Source organism: Bradyrhizobium sp. SZCCT0148 (assembly GCF_018129985.1).
Classification (GTDB): Bacteria; Pseudomonadota; Alphaproteobacteria; order Rhizobiales; family Xanthobacteraceae; genus Bradyrhizobium; species Bradyrhizobium japonicum_H.
Map to the genome: position 1 here is coordinate 19,307 of NZ_JAFCKT010000022.1, position 14,344 is coordinate 33,650.

Sequence of the window (14,344 nt, forward strand, 5' to 3'; positions counted from 1 at the left end):
GTCTGCTGCTTAATGCTTCCAGTTGCAGATGCCGCCAGAGCGGCACGGCCAGGTCTGGATGCGTGTGTCCATCGCCTGCGCGTCGAGCGGGTTGCCGTGACGATGCGCGAGCTTGGCGCGCGCCGCGCCGCGCGACTGGGCGGGCCTTGAGTGGGCAACCCTTGGCTCGGTTACACGGACGCGCTCGGCGGCAACCTTCCTCGGCACGTCGACCGGCTCGGCGCGCGCCTGCGCCTCGTTGCCGCCGCGCGCTTCAAGCGCAACCGGCGCGAACTGCGTCTCGGGCCCGAGCCGTTTCGGCGACAGCACGGCCCTGGAGAGATCGAGACCGAGATATTCGTCTGGCTTGTAGTCATCAGCGCGCGCGACGCCGCCCCATGCGAGCATGAGGGCAACGGCAACGGCAAAATGAACGCTCTTCAGGACCACGGACGCCTCCTGAAATTGATTTTGAAAGAGGTAATTTATCCCTATTTAGGAGGCGTCGCGCGCAATTCCAGCGGCCAAGTGCCGCCGTGGTTAAGAAGTTTGCCGGTGTCAGGCGACCTTTCGCGCCGCACCCGTCCCATCCAGGAACCCCATCAGCCGGCTACGGATGATCTGTTCCGCCTCGTCCATGATGCGATCGACGAGTTCCTTGCAGGAGGGGATGTCGTGGATCAGCCCGGCGACCATGCCGCAGCTCCAGGCGCCGGCATCCATCTTGCCCTCCAGCATGATCCTGGGATAGACGCCCGCGACTCGGTCGTGGATGTCGTCGATCTTGAGCTTGTCGCCCTTCTCGCGCTCGATCTCGATGAGGCGATCGACATTGGCGTTCCTCAGCACGCGCTCGGTGTTGCGCAAGGAGCGCATGATCAGGCGGGTGTCGAGCTCGGTCGCAGCGACCAGCGCGTTCTTCACGTTCTGATGCACAGGCGCTTCCTTGGTAGCGATGAAGCGCGTGCCCATGTTCATGCCGGCCGCGCCTAGCGACAGCGCCGCGACGAGGCTACGCCCGTCGGCCATGCCGCCGGACGCCACGAACGGAATCTTCAATTCCTCTGCCGCCCGCGGCAGCAGGATCATGTTCGGGATATCGTCCTCGCCGGGGTGACCGCCGCACTCGAAGCCATCGACGCTGACGGCGTCGCAGCCGATCCGCTCGGCCTTGAGCGAGTGACGCACCGAGGTGCATTTGTGGATGACCTTGATGCCTGCTGCCTTCAACGCCGGCATGTATTGTTCGGGGCTGCGGCCCGCCGTCTCAACGGCCTTGATGCCACCCTCGACGATGGCCGCGATGTATTCCGGATAAGGCGGTGCCGCGAAGGTCGGCAGGAAGGTGAGGTTCACGCCGAACGGCTTGTCGGTCATGTCGCGGCAGCGGGTGATTTCCTTGGCGAGCAATTCCGGTGTCTTCTGCGTCAGGCCGGTGATGATGCCGAGCCCGCCGGCGTTGGAAACGGCCGCAGCCAGTTCGGCAAAGCCGACGAAATGCATGCCACCCTGGATGATGGGGTGCTGGATGCCGAACAGCTCGGTGATCGCGGTCTTCACTGAAATACCTCCCGGAATGGCCTCGTTGTTGGGACCAGTCTAACCGGACTTTTGCGCCGCGGTCACCATTTCTCTCCGAACGGGCGGATCTCCATCTCGAAGGTCCAGGCGCTCTTCGGCTGCTGGTAGAGTTGCCAATAGGCATCCGCGACCGCCGTGGGCGGCATCAGCAGATCGGGATTGTCGAGCGCGTTAGGCCCCAGCGCCTCGAGCCGGCGCTGCCGCACCCATTCGGTATCGACGCCGGAATCGATGATGAGATGGGCAACATGGACGTTCTTCGGCCCGAGCTCGCGCGCCATCGCCTGGGCCACCGCACGAAGTCCGAACTTGGCGCTGGCAAAGGCGGCAAAGCCGCTGCCGCCGCGCAAGGACGCAGTCGCCCCAGTGAAGAAGATGTTGCCGCCGCCGCGCGGCAGCATCAGCCGCGCCGCTTCGCGACCTGCCAGGAAGCCGGAATAGCAGGCCATCTCCCAGACCTTGCGAAACACGCGCTCGGTGGTGTCGAGGATCGGGAAATTGACGTTGGCGCCGACGTTGAAGATGCAGACCTCGAGCGGCGCAAGGTTGTCGGCATCGTTGAGGAAGGAGATGACCTCTTCCTCCTTCCGTGCATCGAGCGAACGCGCGTGGATCTCGCCGCCGGCGGCCTCGATGTCCTTCACCAACGGTGCCAGCTTGTCGCCGTTGCGGCGTCCAGCGAAAACCGTGAACCCTTCAGAGGCGAATTTCTTGGCGATTTCGGAGCCGATGAAATCGCCGGCCCCGATCACGGCCGCTGTCGCTTTTCGCTTGGGCAAGGTCGCCTCCTCCGATGAGAGCGCTGCGTGATTAATAGGGATTCTATAGTTCTAAAATGGAACTGTCAAACTTTCGCGCGTACTGCTAATTTGCTCACGCAATTGTCTCGAACATTCAAGTCAGTTCCTTTTTCTGACTGACTAGGCGGAGCTGGAGACCGATCATGAAATGGGACACGTTAGACGAAGAACAGTGCTCGCTCTCCCGCACGGTCGCAGTGGTCGGCGACCGCTGGACGCTGCTGATCCTGCGTGAATGTTTTCTGCGGGTGCGCCGGTTCGAGGGGTTTCAGTCCTCATTGCAGATCACGCGCCACCTGCTCTCGGAGCGGTTGAAGAAGCTGGTGCGCTTCGGCATCCTGCGCCGCGTCCCTTATTCCGAGACGCCCAAGCGCTACGAGTACATCCTCACGCAGAAGGGCCTCGACCTCTACCCGATCATCATGGCGATGGTGCATTGGGGCGACACCCACATGGGCGACGAGCGCGGCCGCCCGCTGCTGCACCAGCACAAGTCCTGCGGCAAGTTGTTCGATCCCGTAATGGTCTGCTCGGAATGCGGCGAGGCATTGCACGCGAAGCAGGTGCACGTGCATGCGGGGCCGGGGCGGAAAGAGGCGGTCGCATAGGCCGCTTCCAATTAGCTGTGGTGCCCGGCTCGTCCGGGACATCCAGTCGCTAAAGAACCGTACGCTCAAAACAAGAGCGCGGCACAATGGGTGCCGCGCTCGTGTCTGCATCTTGCGGAAGGCGCGCCTAGCTCAGTGCGTCTTCGTCTCGTGCCATTTCTCGAGATCAGGCGTGTGGTCGTCCGACCCCTGCTCCTTCTCCGGATTGCCTTTCCAGGGCTTGTCGGTCTGTTTGTGAGAACCCCAGTCGCTCTGGTGCCGGGGATCGTCGTTCGGCTGTTCCTTGCTCATTGCTTTTCCTTCATTGGAGATCACGCAACGGGAACGCCGTAATAAGTGTTGATACCCCGCACCGCGGCATCATCACCCCAGTTCCAATCGCTTCGTTCGCCATATTTGGGCGCGCCTTCCAGTTCCTTGGTGGTGATGCCGGTGATGTAGCCGCCAAGCTCCGTATCGTATTTCAGCGACTGCCAAGGCAGCGGGTAATGATCGTTGCCGAGGCCCAGGAATCCGCCGAAGCCGAGCACGGCGTAGGACACCTTGCCGCTGACCTTGTCTATCATCACGCGTTCAATCGAACCGATCTTGTTTCGATCAGCCCCGAAGACCGATGTTCCCTCGACCTTGTCGCTTCCGATCAGACGGCCCATTTCGTCGCGGTCCATTTCGCCCTGATTCAGCATTGTCGTTCCTCCACTCAGCCGATGAGTTTCAACCGGACAGGCGAGCGTTCGTTCCGACGCGGATGTTCCCCGGTGCGAGCCAGGAACATCGCAAGAAAGGAGCCGGTCTCTGAGCTTCAAGCACAACCGAGAAGAGCTGAGCGAAGTTCTCCGGGAAGCTTGGGGTTTGCATCGCGAGTTCGGACCCGGCGCATCGCATTTGAGGTGAAACGATGAGCGACTTTCGCGACATCCAGCATGGCGTCAACGATCCTGTCGATGGCATGGACGTCAAGCGGCAGATCAGCGACAACAGGACGACCCATGAGCGCGCGCAACGCCACGCCGATATACGTGCCGACGCTGCGGCCACCGCCGCCGAGCCGATTCTGCCGGAGCGGCTTCGACGCAAGCCGACCGACCCCATCAATCCGCGCACCGGGCGGAACCCTGCGGATTGAGCTGTAGGAACCACAGCCACTCAGGCGTGTTAGTCGGCGCAACATCGCGCGGCATGAGGCTGCGCGCCTCGATCGGAGCAACCAGATATGAAACGCACAATGATTGCCCTTGCCTGCGTTCTGCTCGCGGGCCCCGCGCTCGCCCAGTCCCTTGGCGAGAAGACCGGCGTCAATTCCGCCCTCGGCGTCGCGCCGACGACCGCCGACTTCGTCAAACAGGTCGCCATCAGCGACATGTTCGAGATCGAGTCGAGCAAGCTTGCCCAGCAAAAGGGCAACGCCCAGGAAAAGACCTTCGCGCAGCAGATGGTCACCGACCACACCAAGACCAGCACCGAGCTCAAGGGCCTGGTCGGCCAAAAGAAGATCCAGGCGACGCTCCCGACGGAGCTCGACAGTTCGCACCAGAGCAAGCTCGACAAGCTCAAGAACGCGAGCGGCAAGGACTTCAGCTCGGACTACAATTCCTATCAGGTGAGCGCCCATGAAGATGCGGTGTCGCTGTTCGAACGCTATGCAAAGGGCGGCGACAATTCGGAGCTGAAGGATTGGGCGGGCAAGACCCTACCGGCGCTCAAGCACCATCTCGACATGGCCAAGGAGCTCGGCAAGGCGCCGAGCGTCGGCCAGACGAAGTAACGCAGTCCTGATGGACGCCGGCGCGCCCGGCGTCCTTCACCAAGCAACGTCGACCGCCTCCGCGCATTGAGCCTTGACCATCGCGGAGAGCAAAATGTCGAACCACAGCAAAACCTCAATGTCCCGCCGGCACGTCGTCCACGCTGCGAGCGCAACGCTCGCGGCGGCTTCGCTGGCATCCACAGCGAAAGGAGATACGTCCATGGCCGAGCACGGTCTCATCGATCCCGTCAGCCGCTATCCGAAGCCGCCGTTCAAGAAGCAATCGCAGCCCTGGCCGGGTCTCGCCGGTCAGATGGAGCCGCGCCCGGACCATGGCGAGACGAGTTATAAGGGCTCCGGCCGGCTCGCCGGCCGCAAGGCCCTGATCACCGGCGGCGATTCCGGCATGGGCCGCGCCGCCGCGATTGCCTATGCGCGCGAAGGCGCCGACGTCGCCATCAATTATTTGCCGGCAGAAGAGCCCGATGCACAGGAAGTCATCGCGCTGATCAAGAAGGAAGGACGCACCGGCCTGGCGATCCCCGGCGATCTCCAGGGGGAAGCCTTCTGCAAGCAGCTCGTCGAGCAGACCGTGCAGGGCCTCGGCGGTCTGGACATCGTCGTCAACAACGCGGCGCGGCAGCAGACCCGCGCCTCCATCCTCGACGTCTCTTCGGAAGACTTCGATGCGACGATGAAGACCAACGTCTACGCGCCGTTCTGGATCATCAAGGCGGCGCTGCCGCATCTCAAGCCCGGATCCTGCATCATCGGCACGACCTCCGAGCAGGCCTACGATCCCTCGCCGGATCTCTATGATTATGCGCAGACCAAGGCGGCGACGATGAACTACGTGAAGGCGCTGGCCAAGCAGCTGGCGTCGAAGGGCATCCGCGTCAATGGCGTGGCGCCGGGGCCGATCTGGACGCCGCTTCAGGTCTCCGGCGGCGCCACGATGGAGAAGCTCGAAAAGTTCGGCGGCATGACGCCGCTCGGACGCCCCGGCCAGCCGGTCGAGCTCGCCTCGATCTACGTGCAGCTTGCGGCCTCCGATGCCAGCTACGCGACGGGCCAGGTGTATGGCGCTGCCGGCGGATCCGGACAGCCGTAGCCGCACTGCCGCATGATCTGAAATCCGTGTTCGATCAGACCCGGCCGGATAGGCTGAGGTCACGGGCCACGGGCGCGGGGTCCCCTTCTCCGGGCGATCCCGCGATGCATTTCCATCCGGTCACGCCGTGCATATGGGCGCCCTCGCCTCCGCGTCCGGTCTGTTGCCGCCGGACCGCCGCCGGGCGGCTCGCTTCCTTGCCGGCGCTGTCGTGTCGATCCGAACCCTTTGCGGGCCGCGGCCCGATAGACCCACGCAGGAAGACCCCGATAACGGCAGCGCTGTGGCTCAAGCAGCGGTCCCTAAGCAAACGGCCCCGGCACGGGGCGTGCCAGGGCCGTCCTTGGAGATTGCTTCCGGTGCACCGGGGGAATGACAACCGGAAGCAATCCATCGACTCCCGGCGCGGGGAGTCGTTCCCCGCGCCGGATCGAAAGCGTCTAGCCGGTCGGCGCGTCGCCGGAATCGTTCGGCGTCATCCCCGAGCCGGGCGTCTTGCTGTTGTCGTTCAGCTTGGGATCGCGCGTCGCCTCTCGCGACGGCGAGCCGTTCGATCCTGTCTTCTGCGCACCCGTCTTCTGCGGATCCGTATCGTTCACGGATTGCGCCCGCTGCTTGTCGCGGGGCTGCTCTTCGCCCCGCTGATCCCTAACGATGCCGTGGTCGGAATGGGCCATGATGTGCTTTCGCCTCTTCTGATGTGTCGAAGCGCTTACGCATGGCGGCGTCGAAGGTTCCGATGCGGTGCTAGCTGTGCGCCGCGTGGACCGCAGCCGATGCCTTTTCCAGATGAACCTGGCGCACCGTCGTCACAGTCGCGAACGCGACCGAGACACCAAAGGCGAAAACCAGTGAAAGAAGTGCCAGACGTGGGGCCATCACAAAACCTCCTCCTGGAAGGGAAAACCAACGCGATCGACTACTCCCTGATCATCCCCGATTGGTCGCTTGCATTCCGTGAGCCGTCTCACACGCGGATTCGCGAAAGCAGAGCGCTCACGCCTCCCGATGCTGAGCAAAACGCCTCGGGACGGGCGGAATTTCGCCATCGAGCCAATCTTGCTCGTGGGCGAGCGCCGTCCAGGCGCTAGCCATGCGCGAATAGCGCTTGTTGGCGGGGCCTCCCTCGGCGCGCTCCGCGAGCTGAAGACAATTATCGGCGTTGTCTCTGAAGATGTCAGACTGTTTCATCCGAAAGACGTGGGGACGGAACACCGGCATCGCAAGCCGATTGCCAGATCGTAATGTTTCCGGGAACTTCGCCTTTTGCCCGGGGTTGTTGGCGATGCGAATTTTGGTCGCGATCATCCTGGCATTCATCAGCACCGCAGCGCTTGCCGACAGCACCGGTGAGCAAAAGACTGTCGAGCGCGTACCGAGTGCGACCGATGTCATCACCGGCCTTTACGATTTCAGCCGCTTCCAGCAAGGCCTTCTGGAGAGTGCCGACCTGAAGGGCAACGCCGAGGTCAGGAATCTCGCCGCCTTGCGCGCCGAGGAAGCCGTCAAGCGCGACAAGGCGTTGAAACAGATCCAGGAGGCGATCGGCGCAGAGCCGCGTGCAGGCAAGACGACGTCCGTCAGCGCGAGCCTGGTGGAGCCCGAAACCGTGGATGGACCGACTTACGTTCGAACGTTCTACGCCTCGCAAATTCCCGAATACGAATCGGCCATCGAACTCCTCGACCGCTATCTGAAAGGGCCCGACAACACCGCCCTCGCGGCGTTCGCCCGCGAGCAGCTCCCGATGCTGCGCGCGCAGGTCAAAGACGACGCGCGCACGATGGCCGACAAGTAGCGTCCTCTATTAGTCTTTCGGAGGATATTGCTGGCTCTCCGACCGGACCGCGGGGTAGCCTTCGGGCATTTGCCAGTCCGCCATTGCCATCCTAGCCGCCCCACGATGAGGTCCCGCTGCCGCTCGGCTCCGATCGGGTCGCCGCCTCCGTGGTCGGCGCATCAGCGGCTGGATCCGCCGGTGACTGCCCTCGGCCGCTAGAGATGCCCGCACGAAAGACTGGCGTATTCTGCTGTCGCCCTTTTCTCAAAAGAATATGGAACCAATGCGAAGTTTCGCCGTTATTGGCATCGGGCTGAGCAGGACAGGTTCCATATCCTCGCGCCGTAACATTGGCGCTTGATTTCGAATTTGGCTAAAGCTCTATTTTGACCAGTCGCGTCTGGCCGTGGATTCGGCCGACACCTGCGGGGGAATCAATATGAGCGACCTCGATCCCGGATCTGCATCACGGTCCGGTCGTCGTGTTCCAAAGCCAAAACCCAATGGTATATCGGATCCGGATTCGCGGGCCGAACTGCTGCTCGCCCTGCAGGCCATGCGCAGTGGCGATTTCTCGGTCCGCATGAGCGGCGACTATCTCGGCATCGACGGCAAGATTGCCGACACCTTTAATGAAATCATCGCAGCCAACCAGCGCATGGCGCAGCAACTCGAGCTGGTCGGCCAGGTGGTCGGCCGCGAAGGCAAGACGCGCCAGCGCGTGAAGTTCGGCCTCGCCTCGGGCTCCTGGGCCGACATGGAAGGGTCCGTCAACACGCTGATCGACGACCTGCTGTGGCCGACGCGCGAGGTGACGCGCGCGGTCGCGGCCGTCGCGCAAGGCGACCTGCTCCAGACCGTCAAACTCGACGTCGACGGCCGCCCGCTTCGCGGCGAGTTCCTGCAGTCGGCGACCATCGTCAACACCATGATCAAGCAGCTCGGCGTGTTCACCTCCGAGGTGACGCGCGTGGCGCGCGAGGTCGGCACCGAGGGCAAGCTGGGCGGCCAGGCCCAGGTGCCGGAAGTGACCGGCGTCTGGAAGGACTTGACCGAGAGCGTCAACTCGATGGCGAACAATCTGACCAACCAGGTTCGCAACATCGCCGAGGTGACGATCGCGGTCGCCAACGGCGATCTCTCCAAGAAGATCACGGTCGACGTCCGCGGCGAAATCCTTCAGCTCAAGGAAGCCATCAACACGATGGTGGACCAGCTGCGTTCGTTCGCCTCCGAGGTGACGCGCGTCGCGCGTGAGGTCGGCACCGACGGCAAGCTCGGCGGCCAGGCGATCGTGCCCGGCGTCGCCGGCACCTGGAAGGACTTGACGGACTCCGTCAACGCGATGTGCGGCAACCTGACCGCACAGGTGCGCAACATCGCCAACGTGACGACCGCCGTGGCGCGCGGCGACCTCTCGCGCAAGATCACGGTGGACGTGCGCGGCGAGATCCTGGAGCTGAAGGACACCATCAACACCATGGTGGACCAGCTCAACGCCTTCGCCTCGGAGGTGACGCGCGTGGCGCGCGAGGTCGGCACCGAGGGCAAGCTCGGCGGCCAGGCCCAGGTCTCCGGGGTCGCCGGTACCTGGAAGGACCTCACCGACAACGTCAACTTCATGGCCTCGAACCTGACGGCGCAGGTCCGCAACATCGCCGACGTCGCAACTGCCATCGCGAGCGGCGACCTCTCGAAGAAGATCACGGTGAACGTCTCGGGCGAAATCCTTCAGTTGAAGGAAACGCTCAACACCATGGTCGACCAGCTCAACGCCTTTGCCGGCGAAGTCACGCGCGTCGCGCGCGAGGTCGGCACGGAAGGGCGGCTCGGCGGCCAGGCCAACGTGCTCGGCGTCGCCGGCACCTGGAAGGACCTCACCGAGAGCGTCAACTCGATGGCCTCGAACCTGACGGCCCAGGTCCGCAACATCGCCGAGGTGACGACCGCGGTCGCCGGCGGCGATTTGTCGAAGAAGATCACCGTGGACGTGCGCGGTGAAATCCTCGAGCTGAAAGACACCATCAACACCATGGTGGACCAGCTCAACGCCTTCGCCGGCGAAGTCACGCGCGTCGCGCGCGAGGTCGGCACCGAAGGCAAGCTCGGCGGCCAGGCCGTCGTGCGCGGCGTCGGCGGCACCTGGAAGGACCTCACCGACTCCGTGAACTCGATGGCCTCGAACCTCACCGGTCAGGTCCGCAACATCGCCGAGGTCGCGACCGCGGTCGCCAAGGGCGATTTGTCGAAGAAGATCACGGTGAACGTGTCGGGTGAAATCCTTCAGCTGAAGGAAACGCTCAACACCATGGTCGACCAGCTCAACGCCTTCGCCGGCGAAGTCACGCGCGTCGCGCGCGAGGTCGGCACCGACGGCAAGCTTGGCGGCCAGGCCGGCGTGCCCGGCGTCGCGGGCACCTGGAAAGACCTCACCGACTCCGTGAACTCGATGGCGGGCAACCTCACCGCCCAGGTCCGCAACATTGCCGAGGTCGCGACCGCGATCGCCGGCGGCGACCTGTCGCGCAAGATTACGGTGGACGTGCGCGGCGAGATCCTGCAGCTCAAGGACACGCTGAACACGATGGTCGATCAGCTCAACCGCTTCGCGGGCGAGGTGACGCGCGTCGCGCGCGAGGTCGGCACCGAAGGCCGCCTCGGCGGCCAGGCCAATGTGCCCGGCGTCGCCGGCACCTGGAAGGATCTCACCGACAGCGTGAACTCGATGGCGGGCAACCTCACCGCTCAGGTCCGCAACATCGCCGAAGTGACCACTGCGGTTGCGCGCGGCGACCTCTCGCGCAAGATCACCGTCGACGTGAAGGGCGAAATCCTCGAGCTCAAGAACACCATCAACACCATGGTGGATCAGCTCAACGCTTTCGCCGGCGAAGTGACGCGCGTGGCGCGCGAGGTCGGCACCGAAGGCAAGCTCGGCGGCCAGGCCGAGGTGCCCGGCGTCGCCGGCACCTGGAAGGACCTCACCGACAACGTCAACTTCATGGCCTCGAACCTGACCGCCCAGGTCCGTAACATCGCCGAGGTCGCGACCGCGATCGCCGGCGGCGATTTGTCGAAAAAGATCACGGTGGACGTGCGCGGCGAGATCCTGCTGCTCAAGGATACCTTGAACACCATGGTCGAGCAGCTCCGCTCCTTCGCCGCCGAAGTCACGCGCGTCGCGCGCGAGGTCGGCACCGAAGGCCGGCTCGGCGGCCAGGCCGTCGTGCCCGGCGTCGGCGGTACCTGGAAGGACCTGACCGACAACGTCAACCTTCTGGCCGCAAACCTCACCACCCAGGTTCGCAACATCGCCGAAGTGACCACGGCGGTCGCCCGCGGCGACCTCTCCCGCAAGATCACCGTAGACGTGAAGGGCGAAATCCTCGAGCTCAAGAACACCATCAACACCATGGTGGACCAGCTCAACGCCTTCGCCGGCGAAGTCACCCGCGTGGCGCGCGAGGTCGGCACCGAAGGCAAGCTCGGCGGCCAGGCCCAGGTGCCCGGTGTCGCCGGTACCTGGAAGGATCTCACCGACACCGTCAACTTCATGGCGGCGAACCTGACCGAGCAGGTGCGCGGCATCGTCAAGGTGGTGACCGCGGTCGCCAATGGCGATCTGAAGCAGAACCTCACGGTGAAATCGAAGGGTGAGGTCGCCGCCCTCGCCGACACCATCAACAACATGACCGAGACGCTCGCGACCTTCGCCGACCAGGTGACGTCGGTGGCGCGCGAGGTCGGCGTCGAAGGCCGCCTCGGCGGTCAGGCCAACGTGCCGGGTGCTGCCGGCACCTGGAAGGATCTCACAGGCAACGTCAACCTGCTCGCCGCCAACCTCACCTCGCAGGTGCGCGCGATCGCGGAAGTCGCGACCGCGGTGACCAAGGGCGATTTGACGCGGTCGATTCAGGTCGACGCTCGCGGCGAAGTCGCCGAGCTGAAAGACAACATCAACACGATGATCACGAATCTCCGTCTCACGACGGACGTGAACACCGAGCAGGACTGGCTGAAGACCAATCTCGCCAAATTCACCAACATGCTCCAGGGCCAGCGGGACCTGACCACCGTCGGCCGGCTGTTGCTCACCGAATTGTCGCCGCTGGTGAACGCCCATACCGGCGTGATCTACCAGATCGAGAGCGAGGACAATCCGCAGCTGCTGCTGCTCGCCTCCTACGCCAGCGACGGCGTCTATCCCTATCAGCGCGTGGTGCAGTTCGGCGACGGCCTGATCGGCCAGTGCGCGCTCGACAAGCGGCCGCGCGTGGTCACCGACATCCCGTCCGACGTGGTGCCGATCAACTCGGCGCTGTTCCGCGTCGCGCCGAAGAACCTCGTCGTGCTGCCGGTGCTTTTCGAGGGTCAGGTCAAGGCCGTGATCGAGCTCGCCTCGCTCGTCTCCTTCACGACCTCGCAGATGACGTTCCTGGAGCAGCTCACCGACTCCATCGGCATCGTGCTCAATTCGATCGAAGCGACGATGCAGACCGAAGGCCTGCTCAAGCAGTCGCAGCAGCTCGCCGGCGAGCTGCAGACCCAGCAGCGCGAATTGCAGCAGACCAACGACCAGCTCGAACAGAAGGCGCAACAGCTTGCCGAGCGCAACGTCGAGGTCGAGCGCAAGAACCAGGAGATCGAGCAGGCCCGCCGCGCGCTGGAGGAGAAGGCGACGGAGCTTGCGCTGACGTCGAAATACAAGTCCGAATTCCTCGCCAATATGAGCCACGAGCTGCGCACGCCGCTGAACTCGATCCTGATCCTTGGACAGCAGCTCACCGACAACCCGGACGGCAACCTCTCGGCAAAGCAGGTCGAATTCGCCCGCACCATCCACGGCGCCGGCACCGACCTGCTCAATCTCATCAGCGACATCCTGGATCTGTCCAAGATCGAATCCGGCACGGTCACTGTCGACGCCGAGGAGATCCTGACGGCGAACCTGCTCGAGTCCGTCGGCCGGCCGTTCCGGCACGAGGCGGACAACCGCAATCTATCGTTCAAGATCGACATCGATCAGAATCTGCCGCGCAGCATCGTCACCGACTCCAAGCGGCTGCAGCAGGTTCTGAAGAACCTGCTCTCCAACGCGTTCAAGTTCACCGCCGAAGGCGAGGTGCGCCTGAAGGTCACCGGCGCGGTCGGCGGCTGGGGCACGGATCACCCGGTGCTGAACTCCGCCCCGGCCGTGATCGCGTTCGAAGTGTCCGACACCGGCATCGGCATTCCCCTGGAGAAGCAGAAGCTGATCTTCGAGGCGTTCCAGCAGGCCGACGCCGGTACCAGCCGGAAATACGGCGGCACCGGCCTCGGGCTTGCGATCAGCCGCGAACTGGCGAGCCTGCTGGGCGGCGAGATCCATCTGCGCAGCTTGCCGGGCAAGGGCTCGTCGTTCACGCTGTATCTGCCGCTCAAATATTCCGGCCCGACGCTCGCACCGCGTGCGGTGCCGACGCTGCAGCCACACAACCAGCCGCCGGCGCTTCAGCCGGCCGCGCCGGAGCAGCAGCGCGTCATCGAGCAGCTTCCCGACGACCGGCTCAACCTCGAGCCCGGCGACAGCATCCTCCTGATCGTCGAGGACGACCCGCATTACGCGCGTGTGCTGGTCGACCTGGCGCGCGACAAGGGATTCAAGGTGCTGGTCGCAGCTCGCGGCGCGGAGGCGCTCGAGCTTGCCAAGCAGTACCAGCCGCGCGCGGTCTCGCTCGACGTGTTTCTGCCGGACATGCTCGGCTGGACGGTGCTGAGCCAGCTCAAGCACAATCCGCTGACCCGCCATATCCCCGTGCAGGTCATCACGCTCGACGAAGACCGCCAGCATGCGCTGGCGCGTGGCGCGTTCTCCTTCGTCAACAAGCCGACGACGACCGAGGGCGTCTCGGCCGCGCTGACGCAGATCAAGGAATATGCGCGTCCCAGGCGCAAGCGGCTCTTGATCGTCGAGGACAACGAGGCCGAGCAGCTCTCGATCCGCGAGTTGCTGCATCACGACGACATCGAGATCGTGACCACCAACACCGGCGCGGGCGCACTCTCGACGCTGCGCGAAGCACCCTGCGACTGCGTGGTGCTCGATCTCAGGCTGCCTGACATGAGCGGCTTCGAGGTACTGGACCGGATCCGCGACGACGAGGCGCTGTCGAACATCCCGGTCGTCGTCTTCACCGGCCGCGAGCTGTCGGCGGAGGAGGACGCGGAACTTCACACCATGGCGCGCAGCATCGTGGTCAAGGGCGTGGAATCGCCGGAGCGCCTGCTCGACGAGACCGCGCTGTTCCTGCACCGCGTGATCACGGAACTTCCGCTCGAGAAGCAGCGGATGCTGGAGAAGCTGAACAGTTCCGACGAGGACCTGATCGGCAAGACCGCCCTGCTGGTCGACGACGATGCCCGGAACATCTTTGCGCTGTCGAGTGTGCTGGAACGGCGCGGCATGAAGGTTTTGACGGCCACGACCGGCCGTGAAGCCGTCACGCTGGTGGAATCCAATCCGGAGATCGCCATCGTGCTGATGGACATCATGATGCCGCAGATGGATGGCTACCAGACGATCGGCGTCATTCGCGAAAACCCGGCCTTCGCCCGCCTTCCGATCATCGCGCTGACCGCCAAGGCGATGAAGGGCGACCGCGAAAAATGCCTGGAGGCCGGCGCGTCCGACTACCTCGCCAAACCCGTCAACACCGATCAATTGCTGCTTGCTATCCGCATGTGGCTGCACCGTTGAGT

The 14,344-nt window shown here is 64.0% G+C and carries 14 protein-coding genes; 6 read left to right on the plus strand and 8 right to left on the minus strand.

Going from position 1 to position 14,344, the window contains the following annotated elements; translation table 11 throughout:
- Positions 1–9 precede the first annotated feature (9 nt).
- The 3 genes from JQ580_RS31805 to JQ580_RS31815 form a co-directional block, all read right to left on the minus strand.
- Complete coding sequence (locus JQ580_RS31805; protein WP_212285007.1) at positions 10–429, minus strand: hypothetical protein; 420 nt, start codon at positions 427–429, stop codon at positions 10–12.
- A gap of 108 nt (positions 430–537) precedes the next feature.
- The gene (locus JQ580_RS31810) at positions 538–1,539 is read right to left on the minus strand and encodes an NAD(P)H-dependent flavin oxidoreductase (protein WP_212285008.1); all 1,002 of its coding nucleotides are present in this window, start codon (positions 1,537–1,539) and stop codon (positions 538–540) included.
- A gap of 62 nt (positions 1,540–1,601) precedes the next feature.
- The gene (locus JQ580_RS31815) at positions 1,602–2,339 is read right to left on the minus strand and encodes an SDR family oxidoreductase (RefSeq protein WP_212285010.1); all 738 of its coding nucleotides are present in this window, start codon (positions 2,337–2,339) and stop codon (positions 1,602–1,604) included.
- A 164-nt stretch (positions 2,340–2,503) separates the two neighbouring features.
- Here JQ580_RS31815 and JQ580_RS31820 point away from each other — a divergent pair, with 164 nt between their 5' ends.
- Entirely contained in the window at positions 2,504–2,968 is a 465-nt protein-coding gene (locus JQ580_RS31820; RefSeq protein WP_212285012.1) for a winged helix-turn-helix transcriptional regulator, read from the plus strand.
- Between the two features lie 132 nt (positions 2,969–3,100).
- Here JQ580_RS31820 and JQ580_RS31825 read toward each other — a convergent pair whose 3' ends face one another.
- Together JQ580_RS31825 and JQ580_RS31830 are read right to left on the minus strand one after the other, a co-directional pair.
- Positions 3,101–3,259, minus strand: a complete 159-nt coding sequence (locus tag JQ580_RS31825; protein WP_212285014.1) for a hypothetical protein — start codon at positions 3,257–3,259, stop codon at positions 3,101–3,103.
- Positions 3,260–3,279: 20 nt separating this feature from the next.
- Positions 3,280–3,654, minus strand: a complete 375-nt coding sequence (locus JQ580_RS31830; RefSeq protein WP_212285016.1) for a PRC-barrel domain-containing protein — start codon at positions 3,652–3,654, stop codon at positions 3,280–3,282.
- A gap of 212 nt (positions 3,655–3,866) precedes the next feature.
- Here JQ580_RS31830 and JQ580_RS31835 point away from each other — a divergent pair, with 212 nt between their 5' ends.
- The 3 genes from JQ580_RS31835 to JQ580_RS31845 all read left to right on the plus strand — a co-directional run bounded on the left by JQ580_RS31835 (position 3,867) and on the right by JQ580_RS31845 (position 5,826).
- Positions 3,867–4,094 carry a hypothetical protein gene (locus JQ580_RS31835; protein WP_212285018.1) on the plus strand — a complete coding sequence of 76 codons (228 nt, stop codon included), beginning with the start codon at positions 3,867–3,869 and terminating at the stop codon, positions 4,092–4,094.
- An 87-nt stretch (positions 4,095–4,181) separates the two neighbouring features.
- Positions 4,182–4,733 (plus strand): DUF4142 domain-containing protein, encoded by a 552-nt coding sequence (locus JQ580_RS31840; protein WP_212285020.1) that lies wholly within the window; start codon positions 4,182–4,184, stop codon positions 4,731–4,733.
- Positions 4,734–4,935: 202 nt separating this feature from the next.
- Positions 4,936–5,826: an SDR family oxidoreductase gene (locus JQ580_RS31845; protein ID WP_212285022.1), complete on the plus strand. Its 891-nt coding sequence runs from the start codon at positions 4,936–4,938 to the stop codon at positions 5,824–5,826.
- A gap of 440 nt (positions 5,827–6,266) precedes the next feature.
- On the opposite strand, the gene JQ580_RS31850 is transcribed toward JQ580_RS31845, so the two are convergent.
- From JQ580_RS31850 to JQ580_RS31855, 3 genes are all read right to left on the minus strand, one after another.
- The gene (locus JQ580_RS31850) at positions 6,267–6,503 is read right to left on the minus strand and encodes a hypothetical protein (protein ID WP_212285024.1); all 237 of its coding nucleotides are present in this window, start codon (positions 6,501–6,503) and stop codon (positions 6,267–6,269) included.
- Positions 6,504–6,573: 70 nt separating this feature from the next.
- On the minus strand, positions 6,574–6,705 hold the full coding sequence (locus JQ580_RS34185; protein WP_283814018.1) for a hypothetical protein: 132 nt from the start codon (positions 6,703–6,705) through the stop codon (positions 6,574–6,576).
- A gap of 117 nt (positions 6,706–6,822) precedes the next feature.
- The gene (locus tag JQ580_RS31855; RefSeq protein ID WP_212285080.1) at positions 6,823–7,017 is read right to left on the minus strand and encodes a hypothetical protein; all 195 of its coding nucleotides are present in this window, start codon (positions 7,015–7,017) and stop codon (positions 6,823–6,825) included.
- Positions 7,018–7,111: 94 nt separating this feature from the next.
- Between JQ580_RS31855 and JQ580_RS31860 the strand changes: the two genes are divergently transcribed.
- Both JQ580_RS31860 and JQ580_RS31865 read left to right on the plus strand, forming a co-directional pair.
- Positions 7,112–7,624: a DUF4142 domain-containing protein gene (locus tag JQ580_RS31860; protein ID WP_212285026.1), complete on the plus strand. Its 513-nt coding sequence runs from the start codon at positions 7,112–7,114 to the stop codon at positions 7,622–7,624.
- Between the two features lie 421 nt (positions 7,625–8,045).
- A complete protein-coding gene (locus JQ580_RS31865; RefSeq protein WP_212285028.1) occupies positions 8,046–14,342 on the plus strand; it encodes a HAMP domain-containing protein in 6,297 nt (2,098 codons plus the stop codon).
- Positions 14,343–14,344 lie beyond the last annotated feature (2 nt).